At 62.4% G+C, this 13,171-nt stretch carries 19 protein-coding genes and 1 pseudogene; 12 read left to right on the top strand and 8 right to left on the bottom strand.

What is annotated here, in order from left to right; all coding sequences use genetic code 11:
* The first annotated feature begins 133 nt into the window (after positions 1-133).
* The 3 genes from NKH60_RS18925 (at position 134) to NKH60_RS18915 (ending at position 2,864) form a co-directional block, all read left to right on the top strand.
* The gene (locus NKH60_RS18925) at positions 134-1,159 is read left to right on the top strand and encodes a class I fructose-bisphosphate aldolase (RefSeq protein WP_352831383.1); all 1,026 of its coding nucleotides are present in this window, start codon (positions 134-136) and stop codon (positions 1,157-1,159) included.
* Between the two features lie 150 nt (positions 1,160-1,309).
* Entirely contained in the window at positions 1,310-2,050 is a 741-nt protein-coding gene (locus NKH60_RS18920; RefSeq protein ID WP_352831385.1) for a DUF899 domain-containing protein, read from the top strand.
* 82 nt (positions 2,051-2,132) lie between these two features.
* On the top strand, positions 2,133-2,864 hold the full coding sequence (locus NKH60_RS18915) for an SGNH/GDSL hydrolase family protein (protein ID WP_352767667.1): 732 nt from the start codon (positions 2,133-2,135) through the stop codon (positions 2,862-2,864).
* A gap of 117 nt (positions 2,865-2,981) precedes the next feature.
* Here NKH60_RS18915 and NKH60_RS18910 read toward each other — a convergent pair whose 3' ends face one another.
* The gene (locus NKH60_RS18910) at positions 2,982-3,143 is read right to left on the bottom strand and encodes a hypothetical protein (protein ID WP_352540257.1); all 162 of its coding nucleotides are present in this window, start codon (positions 3,141-3,143) and stop codon (positions 2,982-2,984) included.
* A gap of 202 nt (positions 3,144-3,345) precedes the next feature.
* Between NKH60_RS18910 and NKH60_RS18905 the strand changes: the two genes are divergently transcribed.
* The 3 genes from NKH60_RS18905 to NKH60_RS18895 all read left to right on the top strand — a co-directional run bounded on the left by NKH60_RS18905 (position 3,346) and on the right by NKH60_RS18895 (position 4,800).
* On the top strand, positions 3,346-3,513 hold the full coding sequence (locus NKH60_RS18905) for a hypothetical protein (RefSeq protein ID WP_023678489.1): 168 nt from the start codon (positions 3,346-3,348) through the stop codon (positions 3,511-3,513).
* Between the two features lie 141 nt (positions 3,514-3,654).
* On the top strand, positions 3,655-4,062 hold the full coding sequence (locus NKH60_RS18900; protein ID WP_352831387.1) for a hypothetical protein: 408 nt from the start codon (positions 3,655-3,657) through the stop codon (positions 4,060-4,062).
* An 18-nt stretch (positions 4,063-4,080) separates the two neighbouring features.
* Positions 4,081-4,800 carry a helix-turn-helix transcriptional regulator gene (locus NKH60_RS18895; RefSeq protein WP_023678491.1) on the top strand — a complete coding sequence of 240 codons (720 nt, stop codon included), beginning with the start codon at positions 4,081-4,083 and terminating at the stop codon, positions 4,798-4,800.
* Positions 4,801-4,859: 59 nt separating this feature from the next.
* Here NKH60_RS18895 and NKH60_RS18890 read toward each other — a convergent pair whose 3' ends face one another.
* The 3 genes from NKH60_RS18890 to NKH60_RS18880 all read right to left on the bottom strand — a co-directional run bounded on the left by NKH60_RS18890 (position 4,860) and on the right by NKH60_RS18880 (position 7,193).
* On the bottom strand, positions 4,860-5,555 hold the full coding sequence (locus tag NKH60_RS18890) for a DUF1013 domain-containing protein (protein WP_023678492.1): 696 nt from the start codon (positions 5,553-5,555) through the stop codon (positions 4,860-4,862).
* Between the two features lie 354 nt (positions 5,556-5,909).
* Positions 5,910-6,050 (bottom strand): DUF1127 domain-containing protein, encoded by a 141-nt coding sequence (locus NKH60_RS18885; protein ID WP_023678493.1) that lies wholly within the window; start codon positions 6,048-6,050, stop codon positions 5,910-5,912.
* A 132-nt stretch (positions 6,051-6,182) separates the two neighbouring features.
* Positions 6,183-7,193: an NAD(P)H-quinone oxidoreductase gene (locus tag NKH60_RS18880; protein ID WP_352454845.1), complete on the bottom strand. Its 1,011-nt coding sequence runs from the start codon at positions 7,191-7,193 to the stop codon at positions 6,183-6,185.
* A 124-nt stretch (positions 7,194-7,317) separates the two neighbouring features.
* Here NKH60_RS18880 and NKH60_RS18875 point away from each other — a divergent pair, with 124 nt between their 5' ends.
* The 3 genes from NKH60_RS18875 to NKH60_RS18865 all read left to right on the top strand — a co-directional run bounded on the left by NKH60_RS18875 (position 7,318) and on the right by NKH60_RS18865 (position 9,175).
* Positions 7,318-7,512 (top strand): DUF1192 domain-containing protein, encoded by a 195-nt coding sequence (locus NKH60_RS18875; RefSeq protein WP_023678495.1) that lies wholly within the window; start codon positions 7,318-7,320, stop codon positions 7,510-7,512.
* A 96-nt stretch (positions 7,513-7,608) separates the two neighbouring features.
* A complete protein-coding gene (locus NKH60_RS18870) occupies positions 7,609-8,856 on the top strand; it encodes an MFS transporter (RefSeq protein WP_352683429.1) in 1,248 nt (415 codons plus the stop codon).
* 31 nt (positions 8,857-8,887) lie between these two features.
* A complete protein-coding gene (locus NKH60_RS18865) occupies positions 8,888-9,175 on the top strand; it encodes an ArsR/SmtB family transcription factor (protein WP_023678497.1) in 288 nt (95 codons plus the stop codon).
* 127 nt (positions 9,176-9,302) lie between these two features.
* Here the strand turns inward: NKH60_RS18865 and NKH60_RS18860 are convergent, their stop codons facing one another.
* Positions 9,303-9,959: a glutathione S-transferase family protein gene (locus NKH60_RS18860; protein ID WP_352613487.1), complete on the bottom strand. Its 657-nt coding sequence runs from the start codon at positions 9,957-9,959 to the stop codon at positions 9,303-9,305.
* 61 nt (positions 9,960-10,020) lie between these two features.
* A complete protein-coding gene (locus tag NKH60_RS18855; RefSeq protein ID WP_352613489.1) occupies positions 10,021-10,872 on the bottom strand; it encodes an alpha/beta fold hydrolase in 852 nt (283 codons plus the stop codon).
* Positions 10,873-10,969: 97 nt separating this feature from the next.
* On the opposite strand from NKH60_RS18855, the gene NKH60_RS18850 reads away from it, so the two are divergent.
* The 3 genes and pseudogenes from NKH60_RS18850 to NKH60_RS18840 all read left to right on the top strand — a co-directional run bounded on the left by NKH60_RS18850 (position 10,970) and on the right by NKH60_RS18840 (position 12,311).
* Positions 10,970-11,494: a winged helix-turn-helix transcriptional regulator gene (locus tag NKH60_RS18850; protein WP_352451127.1), complete on the top strand. Its 525-nt coding sequence runs from the start codon at positions 10,970-10,972 to the stop codon at positions 11,492-11,494.
* Positions 11,495-11,569: 75 nt separating this feature from the next.
* Positions 11,570-11,800, top strand: coding sequence for a hypothetical protein (locus tag NKH60_RS18845; RefSeq protein WP_023678501.1), 231 nt, complete (start codon positions 11,570-11,572; stop codon positions 11,798-11,800).
* Between the two features lie 97 nt (positions 11,801-11,897).
* Positions 11,898-12,311: pseudogene (locus tag NKH60_RS18840) on the top strand (GlcG/HbpS family heme-binding protein).
* A gap of 10 nt (positions 12,312-12,321) precedes the next feature.
* Here the strand turns inward: NKH60_RS18840 and NKH60_RS18835 are convergent.
* Together NKH60_RS18835 and rpmF are read right to left on the bottom strand one after the other, a co-directional pair.
* Positions 12,322-12,723 (bottom strand): hypothetical protein, encoded by a 402-nt coding sequence (locus tag NKH60_RS18835; RefSeq protein ID WP_352500775.1) that lies wholly within the window; start codon positions 12,721-12,723, stop codon positions 12,322-12,324.
* Between the two features lie 200 nt (positions 12,724-12,923).
* On the bottom strand, positions 12,924-13,106 hold the full coding sequence (rpmF, locus tag NKH60_RS18830) for a 50S ribosomal protein L32 (RefSeq protein ID WP_006203806.1): 183 nt from the start codon (positions 13,104-13,106) through the stop codon (positions 12,924-12,926).
* Positions 13,107-13,171: the final 65 nt, after the last annotated feature.

Here is a 13,171-nt window from a genome sequence, read left to right as displayed (position 1 = left end):
AGCAATAACAGCGCGAAAGAGGGCGCCCGCGACTTTCAATCGATTCGCGCCTACCCGGTGAAATTGTTCGACTTGAACCTGCGTTGCTCTGGTGGTCTGCTGGGCACGGATCAATTCTTTCAGGAGAAGCACGATGAGCGAACGTCTCGAGGACATTGCTGCCGCGATGGTGGCCAATGGCAAAGGCCTGCTGGCTGCCGACGAGAGCTCCGGCACCATCAAGAAGCGCTTCGACGTCATCGGTGTCGAGTCGACCGCCGACAGTCGCCGCGACTATCGCGAGATGATGTTCCGCGCCAGCGATGCAATGACCAAGTACATTTCCGGCGTCATCCTCTACGACGAGACCATTCACCAGAAGGCCGCCGACGGCACACCGCTGGTCGACATCATCAAGGCATCAGGCGCTATCCCCGGCATCAAGGTCGACGCCGGCGCCAAGCCGCTGGCCGGCTTTCCCGGCGACACCATCACCGAGGGCCTCGACGGCCTGCGCGAACGCCTTGCCGACTATTACAAGCTCGGCGCCCGCTTTGCCAAATGGCGCGCGGTGATCGACATCGATGTTGCCAAGGGCGTGCCTTCCGCCACGTCGATCGGCTCGAACGCCCATGCGCTCGCCCGTTACGCCGCGCTTTGCCAGGAGGCCGGCATCGTGCCGATCGTCGAGCCGGAGGTGCTGATGGACGGCGCCCACGACATCGACACCTGCTACGAGATCAGCAAGGCGACACTGACAAAGTTGTACACCGAGCTCTATGCGGCCCGCGTCGTGCTCGAAGGCACCATCCTGAAACCGAACATGGTCCTTGCCGGCAAGAAATCGGGCAAGGTCAGCAGCCCCGAGGAAGTCGCCGAAAAGACCATAAAACTGTTCCGCGAGACGGTGCCGGCCGCGATCGGAGGCATCGCCTTCCTGTCAGGCGGACAAACGGACGAGCAGGCGACCGCCAACCTCAATGCCATCAACGCTATCGGCCCGCATCCGTGGAAGCTGACCTTCTCCTACGGCCGCGCCTTGCAGGCCGCTCCGCAGAAGGCCTGGAGCGGCAAGCCGGCGAACGTCGCCGCCGCACAGGCCGCCTTCGCCCATCGCGCCCACATGAACCATCTGGCAGCGCTTGGACAATGGCAGCCGACGCTGGAGCAAGCCGCCTGACGGAATTCAGGTTGCGTTCCCTCCGACCCGGGCCATGTGCCCGGGTTTGTTTGAAAGCAGCAAGGTCTGCGATTTCCTGCAACTAAAAATGCAGCTCTGTGTCGGCATTCCTCGCTGCCGATCGTCCTCCGTGAAAAGAGGAGCAGACCTATGCCAAACAACAAGACCGTATCGCAGGAAAAATGGTTTCAGGCGCACAAGGCGCATCTGGCGCGCGAAAAGGAATTGACGCGCTTTCGCGACCGCGTCGCCGCCGAACGCCGCGAACTGCCGTGGCTGAAGATCCGCAAGGACTACGTCTTCGAGACCGAGCAGGGGCCAAAGAAACTGCCTGACCTGTTTGGCGGCAACAGCCAGCTGATCATCTACCATTTCATGTTCGGCCCCGGTGCCGACTATCGTTGCGAGGGCTGCTCGTTCCTTGCCGACCACATCGACGGTGCCAACCAGCATCTCAGGCACCACGACGTCTCGCTCGTGGTGGTTGCGCGGGCGCCGCTGGCCGAGCTTCTGCCCTACAAGCAGCGCATGGGCTGGAAATTCGACTGGGTGTCGTCGTACGCTTCGGACTTCAACTTCGACATGCAGGTGTCATTCACCGACAAGCAGATCGCGGCCGGCGACACGACCTACAATTTCGAGCGGCGCGCGCGGCAATCGAAGGATCTTCCCGGCACCAGCGTGTTCTATCGCGACGAGAAAGGCGACATCTTCCTGACTTTTATCTCGCGCTCCAGAGGCGGCGATCCGCTGATCGGCGCCTATCACTATCTCGACCTGACGCCGAAGGGTCGCAACGAAACCGGTCCCCACCATAGCCTGGTGGACTGGGTGCGGCTGCACGACGAATATGCGGATACGCCCGAGATGCAGGACAGCTGCTGCCATTGACGACGGGCGGTCACCCAAGGTCTTTCGCCTTCGGCCCGACATGCGCTAAGTGCTGTTCGCTATGCCCTAAAAGGGACTTGCCATGCGGCGCTTTCCGACCCTTCTCACCTGGCTCGCCTTTCCGGTTTATGTCTGGCAAGGACTTGGCGTGCGTCGCCGCACCGCCCGCATGCTGCCGGCACAAGGTCCGGTCATGCACGAGATATCTGGCCTGGCGCCAGCAATCTCGGTTCTGGTGCTTGGCGATTCCTCCGCCGCCTCGGTCGGCATCGGCAATTCCGAAAACGGATTGGCCGCGCAACTGGCAGTTCTGATTGCGCAACGCACCGGCCGCACCGTGCGCTGGCGGGCGGCCGGCTTCAACTCGGCAACCTCTGGCCAGATCCGCGATCATGTGCTGCCCAATCTATCGGCCGATCCGTGGACGCATATCGTGCTGGCCGTCGGTACCAACGACACCAAGAATTTTCATTCGGTACCGCGCTTCAAGCGCGAGTTTGGCGGCCTGCTCTACGCGCTGCGCGCCAAATGGCCGGAAGCGCGCGTGGTGTGGTCGCCGGTGCTGGAGTTCACCCGGGCTCCGGCAATGCCGCCATTGCTCGGCAAGATCCTCGAAATCCGCGCCGTCGAGGTGAACCGGATGGGCGAGCGCCTTTGCCTCGAACGCGGCGCCATACCGGCGCCCCGGCTGCCGATCACGGATGCCGATGCCGGCTTCGCATCGGATGGATTTCACGCTTCGGAAGCCGGCTACCGAGCCTGGGCGGAACATCTGGTCAGCCTGGTGCTCGCCAACGAACCGGGCGTCGCGTAGCGGGCCGCCCGCACTAAAGCGCGTCGCATTCGATTGGCCTCATCCGACGCGCTTCAGGTTCTTGTTTTTATGCATGTCGTTGTCGCAAAACCGCTGCACACTTTTGCGCGACATGCATTACGTCCAGTGCCCGAGCACCGCCGTAATCGAAATCGCCGCCATCGCCAGCAGCGCCAGCTTCCAGAAATCGCTGCGCCGCTTCAGCCCGGGCCAGCCGAGCGGCTTGATGAGCTGGATGACCATCATGAAGATGATGACGAGCGCGAGAAGTTTCGACATGCAGCCTTTGATCAGCATCGCGGCTGGCTGTCAAAGCGGCTCCGGGATCGCCGGCTTCCACTGCGGCAAGCCTCTTTTCAGCACTGCCTTGTCACTTCGATGGATAAATCGGAACGCCGGTCATGAGAGCCGCACCCTCCTGACAGACTGCTGTCAGCAGGGGTGTGCGATAGTGCCTGCATCGAAAGAGAGGAGACCAGCCATGAACGGTATTACCATTCTGCGTAGCGTGCAGCACTATGTCGGCAAGATCCGGACGATCCGCAATGAGATCCGCACCCAGCGATTCATGAACACCCTGCCTGCGGACATCCGCAAGGATATTGGTTGGCCGGACATGTATGGCGACCGCCGCAATGGCGGCAATTGAGGCAAGCTTTCTGCGTGGCGTTTGGATGCGACCTGGCGACGAGCTGAAATGGGCATGCTGAAGCCTCCTGACAGTATGGTGTCAGGAGGCTCGTGCCATAGTGCGATGGCCGCCGGAGCCGGATGGCCGAGAGGACGATCGATGAAAAGCTGGAACGACAGGCTGAACACGCCTGGCATCAACGGCATAACACCGTCGCCACGCACCATCGGCGACGTCATCGAAGGCCAGCCGATGCTGGTTCCTACAGCTCGCCAGGTCCATGCATTCATCCGCTCCATCCCCGAAGGCATGGACATGAATGTCCGCGCTTTGCGCACCGCTCTCGCCATCGAGCACGGTGCCGAGATGACATGTCCGGTCACCATCGGCTATCATCTGCGCACCGTCGCCGAGGCCGCCAACGAGGATCTTGAGGGTGGTATGGCGCTGGGCGACGTTGCGCCGTTCTGGCGGGTGGTCGGCGCAAACCCGCCGACAACGAGTAAACTGTCCTTCGGCGCGGCCTTCGTCGCCGCGCAGCGCAAGCGCGAAGGGCTGGAACGATAGACGCCGAGGGACCATACGATGCGCCGCGCCGACAGGCTCTTCCAGATCGTGCAGCATCTGCGTGGTGGTCGTCTGGTCACCGCCCAGAAGCTGGGCACGTGGCTCGAGGTTTCCGAGCGGACGATCTATCGCGACATCGCAGACCTGCAGTCGACCGGCGTGCCGATCGACGGCGAGGCCGGTGTCGGCTACATGATGAGGGAGGGTTTCGATCTTCCGCCGCTGATGTTCACGCGTGACGAGATCGTCGCGCTGGTCGCCGGCGCCCGCATGGTGCGCGCCTTTGGCGGCGCGGCCATGGCGCGAGCCGCCGACGAGGCGCTGGTCAAGATAGGCGCCGTGTTGCCCGACGCCGAAAAGGACCGCATCGCCCGTACCGAGATCCACACGCCGATGTGGGTGGTAAGCGATGCCGCCCGCGAAGCCATCGACCTGATCGAGCGGTCCATCGAGAAACGTCAGGTGCTGACCATCGACTATTCGGATGAGGCCGGCCGCAGCACCGCGCGCGACATCCGCCCGCTCGGCCTGTGGTTCTGGGGCAAGGTGTGGACCTTGGTCGCCTGGTGTGAGATGCGCGGCGATTTCCGCGCCTTCCGCATCGACCGCATCGCCTCGGTGGTCATCGCCGGCCGCACCTTCAAGCCGGAGCGCGGCAAGCAGCTCGCTGATTTCTATCGCGCGGTGGAGCGCAGCGAGGATTACGGCATGGCGCCGGACCGGGCGGCGCGAAGCTGACACGGAAGATCACAAAAAAAGCCCGCTTGAAAGCGGGCTTTTAGTTTTGGATGCCAGACCTATTCCTCTTCGTCGGCGTCCTTGTCCTTCGACTTCAGCGCCGAAAGCTTGGCGAAGACGGCGTTGGCGTCAAGTTCGCGGTCCTCGTCCTTCGGCTTTTCGGGCGCCGGCACCAGCCGTTCGGTCAAGGCGGCCGGCAGCAGCGTATCGCCGACCGGCTGCGCCTGCTCGCGGCCGCGCGAGGCGCGGTTGATTTCCATATCGAGGTCGATCTGCGACGTCAGGCCGAGCGTCACCGGATCCATCGGCTGGAGATTGGCGGAGTTCCAGTGCTTTCTGTCGCGGATCTGGTCGATCGTCGACTTCGTTGTGCCGACAAGGCGGGCAATCTGCGCATCCTTGAGCTCGGGATGGTTGCGCACCAGCCAGAGGATGGCGTTGGGCCGGTCCTGGCGCTTCGACAGCGGTGTGTAGCGCGGACCCTTGCGTTTGGATTCCGGCACCCGCACCTTGGGATCGGAGAGCTTCAGCCGGTGGTTGGCGTCCTTCTCGGCGCGCGCGATCTCGTCGCGAGTGAGCTGGCCGGTCATGATCGGGTCCATGCCCTTGATGCCTTGCGCCGACTCGCCGTCGGCGATCGCCTTGACCTCAAGCGGATGCAGTCCGCAGAACTGCGCGATCTGCTCGAAGGAAAGCGCTGTGTTGTCAACCAGCCAGACGGCGGTCGCCTTTGGCATCAGCAGCGTATTGGCCATTACAAAAATCCTTCTCGTTCGCCCGCGTTCCCGCGCGGGCGGTGGTTTAGAGCCACCAAAATGGGAAAATCGCGGTCTATATAACCGCTCGCTCGCCGTTTCGCAATGTTTTTGGCAGGCGCGCGTCAAGGACGGCACGGCAGCGCGACCAGCAGACCGCGAAGGGTCGGCAGATGACGCCATGCAGTCGAAACCTTCAAAAAGACAAAGCCCGCCAGACCAAGGTCGGGCGGGCTCGGAACCGGCGACGGAAATCCGTCTGCTGCGGCTCTGGCTTCTAAAGCTTGATCCCGAACCGCGGCTCGGCGTTGCCGAAAAGCGGCGCCCGGTCTTCGAGCGGGATCGTGCTCGAGATCAAAGCCCTTTGCGGGCGATTCTCTCGATGTCGCCGCGGTTGATGCCGAGGTCGTTGAGCTGACGAGCATTCAGCCGGTTCAGTTCGCGCACGGTTTCGTTGTACATGCGCCAGTTACGGAAAGCGCGGATCGGGTTCATGATAGTCCTCCATCGTTTTGATGCCGCGTAAATAGGCATCGGCGATGAAAAATTGAACAGACGCTTTTGCATGGCCGCAATGCGTTTGTTGCATTGCACCATTAAGCTTTCGTTCAGCCTGTTTGCGGGCCGTCAGGCGACATCGAGCACAATCTTGCCGATGTGCTCACCCTCCTCCATCCGCTCATGCGCCCGCCACGCTTCCTTGAGCGGGAAGATCGTATCCATCACCGGCGCAACCTTGCGCGTGCCGAGCAGCGGCCAAACCTGCGCCTCGAGCGCAGCCGCAACTGCCGCCTTGAACTCCACGGTGCGTGGCCTGAGCAGCGATCCTGTGTGCACGAGCCGCTTGGCCATGATCTTGAAGAAATCGGCGCTCGCCACTGCCCCGCCCTGCGTCGCGATCTGGACGATGCGGCCTTCCATGGCTGCAGCCTCATAGTTTCGCGCCACATAGTCGCCGCCGACCATGTCGAGGATGACATTGGCACCCTTGCCGCCGGTTGCCTCCTTGACTGCGGCGACGAAGTCCTCCTCGCGGTAGTTGATCGCCCGGTCGGCGCCGAGCTTGAGGCAGGCGTCGCATTTCTCCTTGCTGCCGGCGGTGGTGACGACATAGGCGCCGAAAGCAGCAGCAAGCTGGATCGCCGTGGTGCCGATACCCGACGAGCCGCCATGCACGAGCAGTGTCTCGCCGCTCTTCAGGCCGCCGCGCTCGAAGACATTGTGCCAAACAGTGAAGTAGTTTTCCGGCAGCGCCGCCGCTTCGGTGTAGGTAAAGCCGGCGGGCAGCGGCAGCACGCTGCCGGCGTGCACTCTGACATATTCGGCATAGCCGCCGCCCGCCGTCAGCGCACAGACCCGGTCGCCGACGCGCCAGCGCGATATCTCGTCACCAAGGGCAGCGACTTCGCCTGCTGCTTCCAGCCCCGGCAGATCCGACGCTCCCGGCGGTGGCGGATAGGCGCCCTTGCGCTGTTGCACGTCCGGCCGGTTGACGCCGGCGGCCCGCACCCGGATCAGGATCTCGCCGGGACCGGGAACCGGTACGTCGCGGGTTTCCGGTTTCAGCACCCGCGGCCCGCCCGGTTCCGATATGGCGATCGCCATCATCTTCGCCGGAATTTTCTGTGCGTTCGCCATGAATTTTCCCGTCGTGCTCCGCCGGTTTCTCGTGCCAGCTCTTGCCCGCCATTTGCATCCATACCCTTGCCCTATGTATGCTCATTGGCAAATCAGGCAAATGGGCAATCACGGAGGAGCGACGATGGCGATCTTCGACGACGAACCCAAGAAGAAAGCGCGCCCGCACGAGATCGGGCAGGATCTGTCGCTGCTTTCCGTCGATGAATTGTCCGAACGGATCGGCATCCTGCGCGACGAGATCGCCCGGCTGGAAGCCGAGCTCAAGACCAAGGGCTCGACCAAGTCGGCGGCAGAGGCGCTGTTTCGCCGCGGGTAGTTACTGCGGGTAATTCCAAAAGCTCGGGCACGCCGCCGAAAAGCCCGAATGCCGCTGTCTCCAGACTTGTGCCCAAAACCCCAGCCGGATTGAAAAATGTTCGCAAGCTACAGACCGATCCTCTCGCTGCTGCGCGGCACCGCGTTCCTGTTGGCGGCATCTGGACTGCACGGTCTGCTGTTGCCGCTGCGCGGCCAGGTGGAGGGCTTCTCGACGGCATCGCTCGGCCTGATGGGCACGGCTTGGGCCGGCGGCTTCGTCACCGGCTGCTTCTTTGCGCCACGCATCGTGCGCCGCGCCGGTCATGTCAGGGCTTTCGGCGCCTTTGCCGCATCGGGAGCGATCGTCGCACTGCTCACCGGCCTGATCATCGACGAATATACCTGGATCCTGCTGCGCGCCTTCACCGGCTTCACCATGGCCGGCGCCTTCATGGTCATCGAAAGCTGGCTCAACGAGAAGGCCACCAACGAAAACCGCGGCACCGTCTTCGGCCTCTACATGATGGTCACCTATGCCTCGATCATGGGCGGTCAGATGATCGTTGCCGGCGGCGATGTGAGATCGGCGTCGCTGTTCATGATCACCGGCATTCTGTTCTGCCTGTCGCTGATCCCGACAGCGGTCTCGACGGCGTCTCACCCCAAGCCGCTGCAGGACGTGTCGCTTGACGTCAAGGGGCTCTACGTCAATTCGCCGGTGTCGGCGATCGCTTGCGTGCTGATCGGCATCGCCAACGGCGCCTGGGGTACACTTGGTGCCGTCTATGGAGCGCGCATCGGCATCTCGACAGCCGAGATCGCGCTGATGATGAGCCTCGTGGTCATCGCCGGCGCTGCCATGCAGCTTCCGGCCGGGCGGCTCTCCGACACGACGGACCGTCGTTTCGTGCTGGCGGGCGCGGCCTGCGGCGCTGCGCTGTTTGCCATCGCCATCTTCCTGTTCGAACCGCGCTCCGGCGTCTTCGTCATCGTCTGCACCGCCGCCTACGGCGCCTTCGCCTACACGCTCTATTCGATCGCGGTGGCGCATGCCAATGACCATGCGCGATCGGAGGACTTCGTCAAAGTGTCGGGCGGCCTGCTGCTGCTTTATGGCTTCGGCACGATGATCGGTCCGCTGGTGGCCGCCGGCCTGATGGGCTGGATGCGCCCTGAGGGGCTGTTCCTGGCCACTGCGCTCGCGCATCTCAGCCTGGCTGGCTATACGCTGCTGCGCATCAGCCGTCGCGCGCCGGTGCCGATCGAAGGCCGCGATGCCTTCAAGACCCAGCCCGCCGATCGCTCGGTGACGCCGGAAGCGTTGCGGCTCGACCCGCGCAGAAAAGCTGAAGCCGACAGTTGAGATTCGAGGCGCTTTGCCCCACAAATAAGGCATGATGCTTTCCGACGCCTTCATGGCGATTGCCGATCCCAACCGGCGCCATCTCTTGGAAGAGCTCCGGCGCGGACCGAAGACCGTCAACGAATTGGCATCCGGCTTGCCGGTGTCCCGCCCGGCCGTTTCGCAGCACCTGAAGGTGCTGCTTGATGCGGGGTTGGTCAACGCCAAGCCGGAAGGCACCAGGCGCGTCTATACGGTCAGCAATGCCGGCTTCCTGAAGCTCAACATCTGGCTTGACCAGTTCTGGGATGCGGAGCAGCTCGGTTCACCCGGAAGCTGAGAGGCATCGTCAGCGCGTCGAGCAACTATGCAGCATCGGGCCTAGAGTATCCGTGTTGGTCAAGGGAGAGATGGTGTCCAGGTCCGATTGTCCCTGAGTAGTGCGTTTGCGAGGATGATGAACCACTCTAGCCATTGTTGTAGGGGAAGAGCTTGAAATACGGCTGCGCTTCCTCGATCACACGGGCAACCGAGGGGCGTTGCAGCAACCGGTCGTGATAGCGCCTGACCGCAGGATATTCGTCTCCGAACGGCTCGACCTTGTTGGCGTAGAACAGCGCGGGGGCGGCAGCGCAGTCGGCCATGGTGAAGCTCGCACCCACCGCCCATGTCGTCGACTGCATGTCCTGTTCAATGATGGCGTAGGAGCTGCGCAGCTGGGCGCGGGCCTGCTCGACGCCGAACGGATCGGTCTTGCCCTCCGGCCGCAGCCGGTCACCAACGATCTTCTGCATCGGTTCCTGGACATAGAAGTCATAGAAGCGGTCGGCAAGCCGGGTCTGGCGAGCGAGATCGAGATCGGCGGGGATCAGTTCGACCGGCCCAGGATAATACGCGTTGAGATATTCGATGACGATCGTCGATTCCGGCACGGTCCGGTCCAGCGCTTCATCGCGCAGCACCGGCATCTTGCCGAGCGGCCACAATTTCAGAAACGCCGCGCGCGACTGTTCATTGCCGAGATCGACAACGACCGATGTGAATGGCGTGCCGTTCTCATAGAGCGCGATCAGCGGTTTCCAGCAGAAGGAGGCCAGCGGATGAAGATGCATCGTCAGGGACATTTTTGCTCCTATCTTTGGTGCTTCGTCTCGCGGGCATCCGGTGTCAAGGTTCGGCCCGCTGCTACGTGGCCCGGCTGTGGGCGACGATCGCATCGATGATCGCGGCCCAATCGTCGGGATGCAGCTCGTGGCCGCCGCCCTCGATCCGGACCAGTCTTGCACCGGCGACCGCGTCGGCAAGAGCGGCGCCATGCTCGGCTGGAAAGATCGGATCGTCGGTGCCGTGGACAACGAGGAGCGGAATCTTCATCTCGTGCAGCCGCCCCGTCCAGTCCTCGCCGCTCCGATCTTCGCCGCCCTTGAGCATGAAGTGATTGGTCGCGCTGAGAAAGCCGCCGGACCGGTCGTAGTCCTGTTCCACGAACGCTCTCGTCCGCGCCTCATCGAACGGATGCGCGGTGCCGGCGAGCGCACGCGCGTTTTTGACCATGAAATCGACCGCTTGGCCACGGTCAGACCAGTCGACCTTCGCGCCTTCGGCCGAATGTTTCCTATAGGCCTCGGTGGTTCCGGGCAAATGCGACGTATCGATGCCCAAGGGCGAGCTGCTGATCACCGTCAGCGAAGTGACACGCGACGGGTATTTCAACGCAACGAGCTGCGCGATCATGCCGCCCATCGACATGCCGACCACGTGCGCCTTTCGGATTCCCTGGTCGTCAAGGACGCGGACGGCATCGTCCACCATGTCGTCGAATGTATAAGGCGGCTCGCCCGGCGCGTATTTGGTCGAACGGCCGGTATCGCGATTGTCATAGCGGATCACGAAGCGACCCTCGCCGGCCAGCTTCCGGCAAAACGCTTCGGGCCACCAAAGCATGGAAGCCATCGCGCCCATGATCAACAACACCGCCGGATGGGCCGGATCGCCGAACGTCTGGGATGCGATTTCGGGGTGTTCGGCGTTTTTCATGGCTTTCCTCCTTGGGCTTCCAATCCGATTGCATTTTGCAATCAGTTGCACGATATTAAAACCGATACGATAATGCAACCGGTTTTTGGAGATTCGCATGAACATCGATCGTCGGTCCGGATGCCCCATCAACCTGTCGCTCGAAGTGTTCGGTGACCGGTGGAGCCTGATCATCCTTCGCGACATCATCTTCGGCGGCAGACGCCACTTTCGCGAACTGCTCAACGGCTCGATGGAGGGCATCGCCTCCAACATCCTCGCCGACCGGCTGAAGCGGCTGATGGAGCTCGGCATGCTGACCAAGGCGGACGATCCCTCCCACAAGCAAAAGGCGATCTACAGCCTGACCGAAATGGCGATTACGCTGGTGCCGATCCTGGCGCATCTCGGCGCCTGGGGCCGCGTCTGGCTGCCGGTCAGCGAAGAGCTCTCTATCCGTGCCGAGCTTCTGGAAAAAGGCGGCCCGCCGATGTGGGATAAGTTCATGAACGAGTTGCGCCACGAGCATCTGGGTGCGTCTCCCGCCCCATCTGGACCCACCGTCCGCGCGACTTTGCAGGCCGGATACGATGCGGTAGTCGCCCGCAAGGCGGAGCGAGTTGGCTGCGATCCGGCGCCATGACCAACTTATTTTCCCAATTGCGGGCTGGCTCTGCTATCAAGGGACTGAAGATAATTTACGGATTGGATAACGCTCTTGGTCGAGAACTCTAAGGACACTGCCCGTGCGCGGGCCGATTTGCGTTTCAAGAAACAGGAAGAGGCAGCCACGGTTCGCCAGAAGGCGATGGCGGAATATGTCGCCGAGAGCGACGCTCGCCAAGCCAAGACCAACAAGCTGCGGGCGCTGCGCCTCGCCAAGGAAGCGGAAGACCTGGCCAATGCGCCTCCGGCCCCGGTGAAGAAGCCTCGCGCCAAGAAGAAATAGGCCGGCGCTCCCAGAATCCATGCTTCCTTCCGCACGCGAAACAGTTCACTCGGAGTCTGTTCTGACGGCTGATAACTGGCGCGTTCAGGAGACGGCCATGACCGCACTGACGCTCGACAAAGCCCTTGAAATCAACGCCGCCGCCTTTGCCAAGGGTGCCTAGCTCAAGCTCAGGCGCTTGGCGTCTCGGTGCTCGACGCCGGCGCCCATCTGGTCGCGTTCCAGCGTCAGGACGGCGCCTCGTTCCTGCGTCCGCAAATGTCGGCCGGCAAGGCCTATGGCGCGCTCGCTATCGGCATGGGCCCGCGCCGGGTGGAAGCTTTCGCCAAGGAGCGCCCGCATCTGATCGCCGACATCTCCGACGTGTCGGGCGCGCGCGCGGCGTGCTGATCCGCGACAACGCCGGCACGATCATCGGCGCCATCGGTATTTCCGGCGACACGTTCGACAATGATGAAACGGCAGCCATCGCCGGCTCGAGGCGGCTGGCTTCACCGCTGACCCGGGCTGAGCCGGGATCCTTAATTCATATTGATGTCGCGGGTGGCCGACCGCATCGACACCGAAAAGCCGGCCAGCACGTCGATCAGCGCTATGACCATCAGTGTGAAGAAGACGGAATGGGCGGCGCCCTTCACCAGCAGGAACTCGACCAGATAGGCCACAAAGACGAAGGTCGACAAAAGATGGTCCATGATCGAGGCACTTGTCGTGCGCGTCGACTTCACCACTTCGACGAACAAGAAGATCAGTGCGATCAGCACGATGAGGTCGCCGAGGGTCATCGAGAACACGCCACCCGACATCATCCGGACCGAAAACATTTCGGTGGCCCACGGATCGTCGCCGCTGCCGAATATTCCCAGAAGCCCAAGATTGTAGAGGATGAAAGGCACGATCAGCAGCGGGATGGCACCGAACATGTGGCGGCTCCGGTTGGACTGATCTTTGTAGAGTGCGCCCGGCGTTCGCCGTCAAGAATTTTCGTGCGGCCGATAAACACGGACAAAGACGGCGTGAAACAACAATGTCAGGCCCGGCTGATACGATCAGTTGTCGCAAACGCAAAAAGACCGGCCAATGGCCGGTCGCTTCGCAACCCAATAAACCGTCGAAAGCTCTATCAGCTTTCCTTCGGCTCCAGAACCTGGCGACCGCGATACATGCCGGTCTTCAGGTCGATATGGTGCGGACGGCGCATCTCGCCGGAGTTCTTGTCCTCGACATAGGTCGGGGCCTTCAGTGCGTCGGCAGAACGGCGCATGCCGCGCTTCGACGGAGAGGTTTTTCGTTTCGGAACGGCCATGGATATGCTCCACTACATGGTCAAAACGCCCCGGCGGCCCTCGTGAAAGGGCCACATCAGGGGCC

The organism is Mesorhizobium sp. M1006 (assembly GCF_040318825.1).
Classification (GTDB): Bacteria; Pseudomonadota; Alphaproteobacteria; order Rhizobiales; family Rhizobiaceae; genus Mesorhizobium.
This window is presented reverse-complemented; position numbering and strand designations above follow the sequence as displayed.

What these genes read in the sequence shown, in the direction of transcription:
- NKH60_RS18925 (WP_352831383.1), top strand. Translation starts at nt 134, where the DNA reads ATGAGCGAACGTCTCGAGGACATTGCTGCCGCGATGGTGGCCAATGGC.
- NKH60_RS18850 (WP_352451127.1), top strand. Translation starts at nt 10,970, where the DNA reads ATGAACATCGATCGTCGGTCCGGATGCCCCATCAACCTGTCGCTCGAA.
- NKH60_RS18905 (WP_023678489.1), top strand. Translation starts at nt 3,346, where the DNA reads ATGAACGGTATTACCATTCTGCGTAGCGTGCAGCACTATGTCGGCAAG.
- NKH60_RS18835 (WP_352500775.1), bottom strand. Translation starts at nt 12,723, where the DNA reads ATGTTCGGTGCCATCCCGCTGCTGATCGTGCCTTTCATCCTCTACAAT.
- NKH60_RS18920 (WP_352831385.1), top strand. Translation starts at nt 1,310, where the DNA reads ATGCCAAACAACAAGACCGTATCGCAGGAAAAATGGTTTCAGGCGCAC.
- NKH60_RS18865 (WP_023678497.1), top strand. Translation starts at nt 8,888, where the DNA reads ATGATGCTTTCCGACGCCTTCATGGCGATTGCCGATCCCAACCGGCGC.
- NKH60_RS18860 (WP_352613487.1), bottom strand. Translation starts at nt 9,959, where the DNA reads ATGTCCCTGACGATGCATCTTCATCCGCTGGCCTCCTTCTGCTGGAAA.
- NKH60_RS18855 (WP_352613489.1), bottom strand. Translation starts at nt 10,872, where the DNA reads ATGAAAAACGCCGAACACCCCGAAATCGCATCCCAGACGTTCGGCGAT.
- NKH60_RS18900 (WP_352831387.1), top strand. Translation starts at nt 3,655, where the DNA reads ATGAAAAGCTGGAACGACAGGCTGAACACGCCTGGCATCAACGGCATA.
- NKH60_RS18890 (WP_023678492.1), bottom strand. Translation starts at nt 5,555, where the DNA reads ATGGCCAATACGCTGCTGATGCCAAAGGCGACCGCCGTCTGGCTGGTT.
- NKH60_RS18910 (WP_352540257.1), bottom strand. Translation starts at nt 3,143, where the DNA reads ATGTCGAAACTTCTCGCGCTCGTCATCATCTTCATGATGGTCATCCAG.
- NKH60_RS18880 (WP_352454845.1), bottom strand. Translation starts at nt 7,193, where the DNA reads ATGGCGAACGCACAGAAAATTCCGGCGAAGATGATGGCGATCGCCATA.
- NKH60_RS18870 (WP_352683429.1), top strand. Translation starts at nt 7,609, where the DNA reads ATGTTCGCAAGCTACAGACCGATCCTCTCGCTGCTGCGCGGCACCGCG.
- NKH60_RS18875 (WP_023678495.1), top strand. Translation starts at nt 7,318, where the DNA reads ATGGCGATCTTCGACGACGAACCCAAGAAGAAAGCGCGCCCGCACGAG.
- NKH60_RS18895 (WP_023678491.1), top strand. Translation starts at nt 4,081, where the DNA reads ATGCGCCGCGCCGACAGGCTCTTCCAGATCGTGCAGCATCTGCGTGGT.
- NKH60_RS18885 (WP_023678493.1), bottom strand. Translation starts at nt 6,050, where the DNA reads ATGAACCCGATCCGCGCTTTCCGTAACTGGCGCATGTACAACGAAACC.
- rpmF (WP_006203806.1), bottom strand. Translation starts at nt 13,106, where the DNA reads ATGGCCGTTCCGAAACGAAAAACCTCTCCGTCGAAGCGCGGCATGCGC.
- NKH60_RS18915 (WP_352767667.1), top strand. Translation starts at nt 2,133, where the DNA reads ATGCGGCGCTTTCCGACCCTTCTCACCTGGCTCGCCTTTCCGGTTTAT.